Source organism: Methylobacterium sp. WL119 (assembly GCF_008039875.1).
Classification (GTDB): domain Bacteria; phylum Pseudomonadota; class Alphaproteobacteria; order Rhizobiales; family Beijerinckiaceae; genus Methylobacterium.
Map to the genome: position 1 here is coordinate 1 of NZ_VRUU01000144.1, position 9,902 is coordinate 9,902.

Below are 9,902 nucleotides of genomic sequence, written 5' to 3' on the forward strand. Positions count from 1 at the left end.
CCGCCAGCTTGTCCCCCTCCCGCCGCCGCGTTCTCCGCACGGCCCTGACCGCGATGGTCGGCAGCGTCGTTCCTATCGTCATCGATCTGAATGAGGCCCGAACGATGGCGCAGGAGCGGCAAGCGGTGACGGACGGGCCGACCACCTTCGCCACGGTGTCCGCGATGGCCGAGCGGCTGGCCGGCGCGCCCTACGTCGCGCCGCCCGAGGACCTGCCGGGCGCCCTCGCCGGGCTGACCTACGACCAGTACCGCGCCATCGTCTTCCGCCCGGCGGCGGCCCTGCGCCTCGGGCGGCACTTCAGCGCGCAGCTGTTCCACCGCGGCTTCCTGCAGCGCAAGCGCTGCGCGCTGTACCTGCAGCCGAAGGCCGGGCCGGCCCAGGCCGTCGCCTACGAGCCCGGCCTGTTCGAGCTGGGCCGGGCGCTCGACGGCCAGAGCTTCCCGACGACGCTCGGCTTTGCCGGCTTCCGACTGCACTTCGCCGCCACCGAGACCCCGCCCGGCCGCCCGCGCGGCTTCCAGGAGGAGTTCCTGGTGTTCCTCGGCGCGTCGTACTTCCGCCTGCGCGGCGAGGGCCAGGAATACGGGCTCTCGGCGCGCGGCGCGGCGATCGGCACCGGCTCGGCCGCGGGCGAGGAGTTTCCCGACTTCACCGCCCACTGGATCTGCGAGCCGGAGGACGATGCGAAGACGATCACCGTGCTCTCGCTCCTCGACAGCCCGAGCCTGTCCGGCGCCTACCGCTTCGAGATCGCGCCGGGCGACCCGGCGCACATCCAGGTCACCGCCGCGCTCCACCCGCGGAAGGACATTCCCCAGCTCGGGCTGGCCCCGCTCACCAGCATGTTCCTGCACGGCCAGAACGGGCCGGGCGCGCGCGGCGCCAGGCCCTTCGACGACTTCCGGCCGCAGGTGCACGATTCCGACGGGCTGGTGGTGCGCTCCGGCGCCGACCGGCTGTGGCGCCCGCTGGTCAACGGCCGCCCGAGCCCGCAGATCTCCGCCTTCCGCGCGGCGCCGCTCTCCGGCTTCGGGCTGATGCAGCGCGAGCGGACCTTTGCCGCCTACCTCGACGTCGAGGCGCGGCAGGAGGCCCGGCCCGGCCTGTGGGTCGAGCCCGCCGCCCCCGCGACGAAACCCGAGATGGTCGCGGCCGGCGCCTCGCCGCGGGCCGGCGACGCGTTCGCGGCCGGCCAGGTGCAGCTGTTCGAGATCCCCTCGGTCGAGGAGTACATGGACAACATCGTGGCGGCCTTCGTGCCGGACGCGCCCGTCCGCCCCGGCCACCCGATCGCGCTCGCCTACGGGCTCACCACGGTGGGAGCCGAGCCGGTGCCGGCGCTGCCCGGCACCCTCGCCCGCGTGATCTCGACCCGCATCGGCTCGCCCGACCGCCTGCGCCCGGTCGACCCGCCGATCCCCGGCCGGCGGCTGTACTGCATCGACTTCGCGGGGCCGGATCTGCCGCAGGGCGCCCTCGACGCCGAGGGGGCGGGCGTCGCCGCGATCGTCTCGGCCAGCGCCGGCACGATGCACGATCCCGTCGCCGCGCCGGTGCCGCAGACCGGGGGCTGGCGCATCTACGTCGAGTGGCGCCCCCCCGCCGCGATGCCCCCGGGCGACGTGGTGCTGCGCGCCCACCTCACCCGGGCCGGGCGCCGCATCAGCGAGACCTGGGACGCGGCGGCGTAGGCGCGCGCGGGCGGGCGAACCCCGGAAAGGCCTCCCTTCGCCCTCGCTTCACCGGAGGCGGGCCCTCCCGACCTCGGCGGGCGCGCCCGGAGCGCGGGCAGGCCCCGGATCCGTGCGGGGCCGGGGGGAGGCGCGGCCGCCCGCGCCTCGGCATCGGTGTTCACCCCAGGTTGCCCTCGGCGCGCCGACCCGTCAAACCTTGACGTCTCGTCGCGACAACGTTCGGTGGATGGGGACCGACGCGGGGGAGGAAGGGCGGAGCCAGCGTGGACGGGGACGATTCCGAAGGGCCGCCGCGCCGCCGCCGCCACCTGCCGGGTGCCGAGCGCGAGCGGCAGATCGTTGAGGCGGCGACCCGCTTCTTCGCCGAGCAGGGCTTCGGCGGCCAGACCCGCGAGCTCGCCGCGCGGATGGGCATCACCCACTCGGCGATCTTCCGCTACTTCCCAACCAAGGAGGCGCTGATCGAGCGGGTCTACGACCGGGTCTTCGTCGCGCGCTGGAACCCGGATTGGGGCCCGATGGTGCGGGACCGCAGCCATCCGCTGGAGGCGCGGCTGGTGCGGTTCTACCAGGAATACGCCGCCCGGATCTTCGACTACGAATGGGTGCGGATCTTCGTCTTCGCCGGCCTGCGCTCGGTCGACATCACCCCGCGCTACCTCGCCATCCTGCGCGAGGCGCTGATCCTGCCCGTCTGCGCCGAGTTGCGGGTCGAATTCGGCCTCGCGCCGCCCGAGGTGCTGCCGTTCCAGGAGCGCGAGATCGAGGCGGTCTGGGCGCTGCACGGCAAGGTGTTCTACATCGCGGTGCGCAAGTACGTGTACAACCTGCCGACCCCCGACGACGTCGGCCCGATCCTCGCCGACGACGTGCTGGTGTTCATGCGCGGTGCGCCGACGCTGTTCCGGGCGATCCACGCGGACGCGGCAGCGCTGCGCGGGTCGGCGGAGCCGGGCTGACACAGGTTCGAACGGATCGTTCGCATCGCCGACTCGGCCCCCTCTCCCGGACGGGACGAGGGGACCCGCGCCGCCTCCGGCAGAAGCGGGGATCCGTGAACCCGACCACGCTGGCGAAGCGGCGCGATCGCATCGTCCCTACCGGAACGCCGCCCGGTCACGGCGCGCGCGCTTCGCGAAGCGTCCATTCTCCGGATACGCGGCGTCGAACTCCGCATCGAATGCCTTCGCGATCAGATCGGCGAAGGCGATTTGCACGTGACTGGGTCGCGCTCTCATCGGCCGGCATGCGTTGTACGGGTTTCCTCGAAACCGGTACAACAGAACCGCAGGGTCCGAACCTCGTGGCCGGGGTGTGGACGCGGCCCCGAGGCGAAGGTGCCGGGCGGCCGATGGACGACCGCTCTCGGGGGACATCGACGGCCGTCCGCAGGCGCGGCATGGGCCGGATGCAGGCCATCGTCATGAAGGCCATCCGCCGACATCTCACGCCGTGCGGTCCCCCGTCCCGAGCTCGCCGCGGTCCCGGTGGCACGCCACCTCATGCTCCGGCCCCACCGAGCGGCGCAGCGGAAGCTCGGTGCGGCAGACGGCGATCGCGGCCGGGCAGCGCGGGTGGAACGGGCAGCCGGGCGGGGGCGCGAGCGGGGACGGCGGCTCCCCGGGGAGCGCCTGGAACCGGCGCTTGCCCGGCACCAGCTTCGGCGTCTGGGCGAGCAGGCTGATCGTGTAGGGGTGGGCGGGGGCGCAGAACAGGGTCTCGGCCGGCGCCACCTCGACGAGGCGGCCGAGATACATCACTGCCACGCGCGAGGCGACGTGGGCGATCACCCCGAGGTCGTGGCTGACGAACAGGTAGGTCAGGCCGAGGTCGCGGCGGAGCTCCAGGAACAGGTTCAGCACCTGCGCCTGGATCGAGACGTCGAGCGCCGCCACCGACTCGTCGCAGACCAGCATCCGCGGCTTCACCGCCAGGGCCCGCGCGATGCCGATGCGGGCGCGCTGGCCGCCGGAGAACTGGTGCGGGTAGCGCGCCATCGCGTCGGCCCCGAGGCTGACCCGGGCGAGCTGGTCGGCCACGTAGGCGCGCTTGTCGCGGGCCGCGACGAGGCCGTGGGCGACGGGGGCCTCGCCGACGATGTCGAGCACCCGCAGGCGCGGGTTGAGGGACGCGGTGGCGTCCTGGAAGATCATCTGGACGGACAGCGCGGCCGCGCGGCGCTCCGCGGCGCTCGACCCGGCAAGGTCGCGCCCGTCCCGCAGCACCCGGCCCCGGCTCGGGGCGTGGAGGCCGGCCGCGAGCCGCGCCAGGGTGGATTTCCCGCAGCCGGATTCGCCGACGAGCCCGACTACCTCGCCGGCCGCGATCGCGAGGTCGACCTCGGTCACGGCCTGCACCGCGCTCGGCGGCCGGCGCTCGCCCAGCAACCCGGCGAGCCGGGCGGCCAGCGATGGGCTCGACCCGAACCGCTTCGAGACGCCCTCGAGGCTGACCAAAGGTTTCACGTGAAACGCGCCGGCTGGAGGGGATGGCGGCAGAGGGCGAACCGCGACGGCTCGGCGCGCGCGGTCGGCGGCGGCGCGGCGCAGTCCGGCGTGGCGCAGGCGCAGCGCAGGGCGAAGGCGCAGCCCGGCGGGCGGTCCGTCAGCGCGGGCGCCATGCCGGGGATCTGCGCCAGCGGCACGCCGCGGGCGTTGCGGCTCGGGGCGGAGGCGATCAGCCTGGCGCTGTAGGGATGCAGCGGCGCCTCGATGACGTCGGCCACCGGCCCGGCCTCGACGATGCGGCCGGCATACATCACGCAGAGCCTGTCGCCGAGCCCGGCCACCACCGCGAGGTCGTGGGTGATCCAGATCAGGGCGGTGCCCATCTCGGCGCAGAGCGCCTGCGCCTCGGCCAGGATCTGCGCCTGGATCGTCACGTCGAGGGCCGTCGTCGGCTCGTCGGCGATGAGCAGGGCCGGCGCGTGCAGCAGCGCGATGGCGATGGCGATGCGCTGGCGCATCCCGCCCGAGAGCTGGTGCGGATAGGCGCGCAGGCGCGCGTCGGGTGCCGGGATCCCGACCTTGACCAGGGCCTCGCGCGCCCGCGCCCGGGCGGCCGCCGCCCCGACGCGCTCGTGCGCGCGGATCGCCTCGACCACCTGGGTCTCGACCCGCAGCACCGGGTTCAGGGTGGTCATCGGGTCCTGGAAGATCATCGCCATCCGCCTGCCGCGCAGCGGCCGGAGCTCGGCCTCCGGCAGACCGGCGATGTCGCGGCCCTCGAGCAGGATCCGGCCGCCCGAGACCCGGCCGGGCGCCTCGATCAGCCCCATCAGCGCGAGCCCGGTCACCGACTTGCCCGAGCCGGATTCGCCGACGAGCCCCAGCACCTCGCCGCGGCCCACGGTGAGGCTCACCCGGTCGACGGCGACGTGCTCGCGCCCGCCGGCTTTGAAGCTCACGCTGAGGTCTTCGAGGGCGAGGACGGGGGCGGTCATGGCGCATTCCCCTGCCCGACGCCGCTTGCCTCCCCCCTCTGCGGGCTCGCGGAGGCGCGCATGCCCGCGCGTCGGCAGACGGACGGATTGCGCGAAGCACCACGCGGCCCCCTCTCCCGAACGGAAGAGGGAACCCGCGCCACCTCGGGAATGCGTGGCGAAACATGTGACCGCGATCGCCCGCCGGGGCCGGAAGGGATGTGCACGGACGGATTTCTTCGGCCGGTCCCGGAGGCCATCAATCCGAAAACCTCGGGTTCAGCACGTCGCGCAGCCGGTCGCCGACGAGGTTGATCGCGACGATGACCGCCACCAGCGCCAGGCCGGGGAAGGTCGAGATCCAGTACTTGCCCGAGAGCAGGTAGTCGTAGCCGTTCTTGATCAGCAGCCCGAGGGAGGGCTCGGTCACCGGCACGCCGACGCCGAGGAAGGACAAGGTCGCCTCGAGCGCGATGGCGTGCGCCACCTGCATCGTCGCCACCACGATCACCGGGGCCGAGCAGTTCGGCAGCAGGTGGCGGAAGATCAGGCTGCGGCGCGGCAGCGCGAGCGCGCGGGCGGCCTCCATGTACTCGCGCCGGCGCTCGACCAGGGCGGTCGCCCGGATGGCGCGGGCGTAGTAGGCCCATTGCACGGCGATCAGGGCGATCACCACCTTGTCCACGCCGCGGCCGAAGGCGGCGAGCAGCACCAGCGCGATCAGGATCGCCGGGAACGAGAGCTGCAGGTCGGCGAGCCGCATCAGCACGGCATCGACCCGGCCACCGGCGTTGGCCGCGAGCACGCCGATCGTGGAGCCGAGCGTCGCCGCGACCAGGGTCGCCGAGAGGCTGACGACGAGGGAGACGCGCAGGCCGTAGAGGATGGCCGAGAGCATGTCGCGCCCCTGCGCGTCGGTGCCGAGCGCGTACAGCATCCCGGAGACGCTGCGGCTGCCGGGGGGCAGGGTGCCGTCCATCACGTCGAGGTTGGCGAGGTCGTAGGGGTCCTGCGGCGCGATCCAGGGGGCGAGGCAGGCGGCGAGGACCGTCAGCACCAGGGCCGCCAAGCCGAGCGCCGCGCCGGGGCTGCGGAGGAACGCGCGCACGTGCGCCCGCCAGACCGGCTCGGCCGCGGCGGCGACCGGCCGCGCGGCGGGCGGCCCGCCGGCCGCGGGGAGCGTCTCGCCCGTGCTCACGCGGCCTCCGACAGGCGGACCCGCGGGTCGAGGGCGGCGTAGATCAGGTCGACGATCAGGTTGATGGCCACGAACAGGCACACGGTCAGCATCAGGTAGGCGACGATGACCGGGCGATCGAGCCGGTTGATCGAGTCGATCAGGAGCTTGCCGATGCCGGGCCAGGCGAACACCGTCTCGGTGACGACGGCGAAGGCGATCATCGAGCCGAGCTCGAGGCCGATCACGGTGACCACCGGAAGCAGGATGTTCTTCAGGACGTGCACGCCGACGATGCGGGCCGGCGACAGCCCCTTGGCGCGGGCGAAACGCACGTAGTCCTGCAGCATCGCCTCGCGGGTGCCGGCGCGCGCCAGCCGGATCACCACCGCGAGCTTGAACAACGCCAGGTTCACCGCCGGCAGCACGAGGTGGCGCAGGCCGTCGAGCGTCAGGAGCCCGGTCTCGATGCCGAGCACGTTGACGGTCTCGCCGCGGCCGCCGGCCGGAAACCAGCCGAGCGTCACGGCGAAGACCAGCACCAGCATCAGGCCCTGCCAGAAGTTCGGCAGCGAGAACGCCAGGATCGAGCCGGTCATGATCGTCCGGCCGCTGCCCGAGCTCGGCTTGAGGCCGGCCCAGAGCCCGAGCGGCAGGCCGACCGCGACCGCGAGCACCAGGGCGGTGAGCGCCAGCTCCAGCGTCGCCGGCAGGCGCTGCAGGATCACCGACAGGGCGGGCTCGTTGTAGACGAACGAGCGCCCGAGATCCCCGTGCAGCGCGCGCCAGGCGAAGGTGCCGAACTGCACCGGCAGCGACCGGTCGAGCCCGAGTTGGGCACCGATGGCGGCGCGCTCGTCCGGCGTCGCGTCGGGCGCGGCCAGCATGTCGATCGGATCGGCGATGGCGTAGACGCCGACGAACACCAGCGTCGCCATCGCCGCGACGGTGACGAGCGCCTGGCCGAAGCGCTGGATCAGGTAGGTCAGCATGCAGGTACGCCGCCGAACGGGGCGCGGGTCCCCTCTCCCCGCACGCGGGGAGAGGCCCGGCTGAACTCCGTCGTGCAGCCGGGAAGCGCAGGCGAAGCCGGAGCGATGGTGAGGGGACGCGAACGGACGAGGCTCCGCCGTCGAAGCCCCCTCACCGTCGGCTGCCGCCTCGCCGCGCCGACGACGCGGTCGTCGCAGCCCTCTCCCCGCGTGCGGGGAGAGGGGATGCCCGGCGCCCGGAAATCCCGATCCCTCACTTCACCACCGCGACGTCCATCGCCAGCGTGTACTGGTCGATCCGCGGCGTGTAGCGCAGGCCCTTCACCGTGGCCCAGGGGGTGACCTCGAAGTGGAGCGGGATCAACGGGTAGTCCGCCATGGCGAGCGCGGAGGCCCGGCGCAGCAGGGCGGAGCGCTCATTCTCGTCGAAGGTGCGCATCGCCTCGATGGTGAGGCGGTCGACCTCGCGGTTGCAGTAGCGGCCGCGGTTGGTGAAGCCGCGGCCGGATTCGGGATCGAAGCACAGCAGCAGCGAATTCAGCGAGTTCGACATCTCGCCGGAATCGGCGCCCCAGCCGGCGAGGTAGGCCGAGAACGAGAAGGTGTTGCGCCGGGTGAAGAAGGTCGACGCGGTCGCGGCGTCGAGGCTCGTCTTCACGCCGATCCGGCTCCACATCTGGGCCACCGCCTGCGCGATCTTCTCGTCGTTGATGTAGCGGTCGTTCGGCGTGCCGAGCGTGATCTCGAAGCCGTTCGGGTAGCCGGCCTGGGCCAGGAGGTCCTTAGCCGCCTTCGGATCGTAGGCGACGACGGGGAAGTCCTTGGTCGTGCCGGCCAGCGGGAACGGCAGCAGCTCGCCCGCGCCCTGCGCCACCCCGCCCATCACCCGCTCGACGACGGCCTTGCGGTCGATCGCCTTGGACAAAGCCTCGCGCACGCGCCGGTCGAGCAGCGGGTTCTTGTCCGGCGGCGCAGCCTTGTCGGTGCCGCGGATCGTCGGCGTCTTCCAGCCCGGGCCGTCGAACTGGTCGAGGTGGATGTAGATGATGCGGTTCGACAGGCCCTTGGCGACGGTGAAGCCCGCCGCCTCGATCCGCGGCAGGTCCTGGATCGCCGGGTTCTCGATCAGGTCCGCGTCGCCGGCGAGCAGCGCCGCCACCCGCGGGCCGGTGGAGACGATCGGCTTCATCGTCACCGTGTCGAAGGCGGGCGCCGCGCCCCAGTAGGTCGGGTTCCGGGCCAGCACGACCTGGGTGCCGCGCACGTACTCCTTGAGCGCGTAGGGGCCGGTGCCGACGGCGATCTTCGGGTTGCCGAAATCGGTGGATTTCGGCGGCGTGCCCATGCCGGCGCACCCGCCCTTGGCGAAGGTGACCGGGCCGGGCGCGCCCGAGGCCTTGGCGCTGAGCATGCCGAGCGCGGTGATGTTGGTCGGCAGCAGCGGCAGCGGCTCGGCGGTCCTGATCACCACGGTCAGCGGATCGGGCGCGGTGACGCTCTCGAACGGCCGGACGAAGGTGGCGAAGGAGGAGGGCGAGTTCTCCACCAGCGGGATGCGGCAGAAGGTGTAGATCACGTCGTTGGCGGTGAACGGCGTGCCGTCCGAGAAGGTGACGTTCGGGCGCAGCCTGAACGTCCAGGTATGCGCGTCGTCGGCCGTCCAGGCGAGCGCCAGCGCGGGCAGCACCGTCATCGCGGGGTCGGTGGTGACCAGGCCCTCGAAGATGTGGCGCCGCAGCGCGTTGTTGGGGCCGAGGTTGTGGAAATGCGGGTCGATCGACGTGGCTTCCGCGGCGAGGCCGATGCGCAGGTCGCGCGCCGCGGCGCCCAGCGGCCCGCCCGCGGATGCCAGCGCCCATCCGCACAGGACGGCGCGCGAAAGGGTCCGGCACGGACGGCGGCGCGTCTCGATCATCGACGGTTCCGTGTAGAAGGAGGGGGCACGCGAGGGTGGCGCATCGACGGCGCGAGAGCATTTTCGAGCGAGGCGGCGTCCGGCTCGCGTGAAGACAATGCGATCCCGCACCCTGGATAGAGCCTGTTTCGTGATCCATCGATCACGGGACAGGCTCTAGCGTCAATCGTGCCAATCCTCGGGTCGGAGCGTTTTCAGGCGGGGCGGATGCCGTCTCGCGTGTGACGATGCGACCCCACAAGACGTGCGACCCGGTTTCGCGATCCGAGGATCATGGGCCAGGCTCGCGCCACACCGGTCAAGGACACGCGCAATGGGTATGAAGACGACGTTCGTGGTCCAGACCTTCGTGGTCAAGCGCAAGCGCCTGGTGCCCGGCGACCGCGAGGTGGCGCCGACCGAGAGCGGGGCGCTGAAGAAGGCGGAAGCCATGTCCGGGCGGATGCCCGGCACCGCGGCGCTGAAGGTGGTGGCCGACGACGAGACCGGCGAGCTGGAAAGCGCGACGATCCTGGCGAGCTTCGGCGAGGTGCCCGAGGACTTCGCGGAGAGCCTGCAGGGCGGCTGACGGCACCGGGAACGCGAAAGGCGGAGCGGGCCGCCCGGCCCGCTCCGCCTCGATCAGGGTCCGCGCGGCCTTCAGCGGCCGCTGGGCGCCGCGCCGCTGCCGGTGGTGCCGTTGCCGCTGCCGCTGCCGGCG

General features: G+C 72.9%; 8 protein-coding genes. 3 read left to right on the plus strand and 5 right to left on the minus strand.

Features of this window, described 5'->3' with window-relative positions; translation table 11 throughout:
• Window positions 1-164 precede the first annotated feature (164 nt).
• Both FV227_RS26490 and FV227_RS26495 read left to right on the plus strand, forming a co-directional pair.
• Window positions 165-1,694: a glucan biosynthesis protein gene (locus FV227_RS26490; protein WP_243938229.1), complete on the plus strand. Its 1,530-nt coding sequence runs from the start codon at window positions 165-167 to the stop codon at window positions 1,692-1,694.
• Between the two features lie 266 nt (window positions 1,695-1,960).
• On the plus strand, window positions 1,961-2,656 hold the full coding sequence (locus FV227_RS26495) for a TetR/AcrR family transcriptional regulator (protein ID WP_147729814.1): 696 nt from the start codon (window positions 1,961-1,963) through the stop codon (window positions 2,654-2,656).
• 486 nt (window positions 2,657-3,142) lie between these two features.
• Here the strand turns inward: FV227_RS26495 and FV227_RS26500 are convergent, their stop codons facing one another.
• The 5 genes from FV227_RS26500 to FV227_RS26520 all read right to left on the minus strand — a co-directional run bounded on the left by FV227_RS26500 (window position 3,143) and on the right by FV227_RS26520 (window position 9,202).
• Entirely contained in the window at window positions 3,143-4,162 is a 1,020-nt protein-coding gene (locus tag FV227_RS26500; protein ID WP_210246745.1) for an ABC transporter ATP-binding protein, read from the minus strand.
• Entirely contained in the window at window positions 4,159-5,139 is a 981-nt protein-coding gene (locus FV227_RS26505; protein WP_147860285.1) for an ABC transporter ATP-binding protein, read from the minus strand. The genes FV227_RS26500 and FV227_RS26505 overlap by 4 nt, the downstream gene beginning before the upstream one ends.
• A 238-nt stretch (window positions 5,140-5,377) precedes the next feature.
• A complete protein-coding gene (locus FV227_RS26510) occupies window positions 5,378-6,226 on the minus strand; it encodes an ABC transporter permease (protein ID WP_147860288.1) in 849 nt (282 codons plus the stop codon).
• An 86-nt stretch (window positions 6,227-6,312) separates the two neighbouring features.
• Entirely contained in the window at window positions 6,313-7,287 is a 975-nt protein-coding gene (locus FV227_RS26515; RefSeq protein WP_147729103.1) for an ABC transporter permease, read from the minus strand.
• 253 nt (window positions 7,288-7,540) lie between these two features.
• Entirely contained in the window at window positions 7,541-9,202 is a 1,662-nt protein-coding gene (locus FV227_RS26520) for an ABC transporter substrate-binding protein (protein ID WP_147729102.1), read from the minus strand.
• A 313-nt stretch (window positions 9,203-9,515) separates the two neighbouring features.
• Here FV227_RS26520 and FV227_RS26525 point away from each other — a divergent pair, with 313 nt between their 5' ends.
• Window positions 9,516-9,770, plus strand: coding sequence for a hypothetical protein (locus FV227_RS26525; protein WP_147729101.1), 255 nt, complete (start codon window positions 9,516-9,518; stop codon window positions 9,768-9,770).
• Window positions 9,771-9,902 lie beyond the last annotated feature (132 nt).

Excerpts from the sequence above, each read along its gene's own strand:
- FV227_RS26515 (WP_147729103.1), bottom strand. The coding sequence starts at position 7,287 with ATGCTGACCTACCTGATCCAGCGCTTCGGCCAGGCGCTCGTCACCGTC.
- FV227_RS26490 (WP_243938229.1), top strand. The coding sequence starts at position 165 with ATGGCCGAGCGGCTGGCCGGCGCGCCCTACGTCGCGCCGCCCGAGGAC.
- FV227_RS26505 (WP_147860285.1), bottom strand. The coding sequence starts at position 5,139 with ATGACCGCCCCCGTCCTCGCCCTCGAAGACCTCAGCGTGAGCTTCAAA.
- FV227_RS26520 (WP_147729102.1), bottom strand. The coding sequence starts at position 9,202 with ATGATCGAGACGCGCCGCCGTCCGTGCCGGACCCTTTCGCGCGCCGTC.
- FV227_RS26525 (WP_147729101.1), top strand. The coding sequence starts at position 9,516 with ATGGGTATGAAGACGACGTTCGTGGTCCAGACCTTCGTGGTCAAGCGC.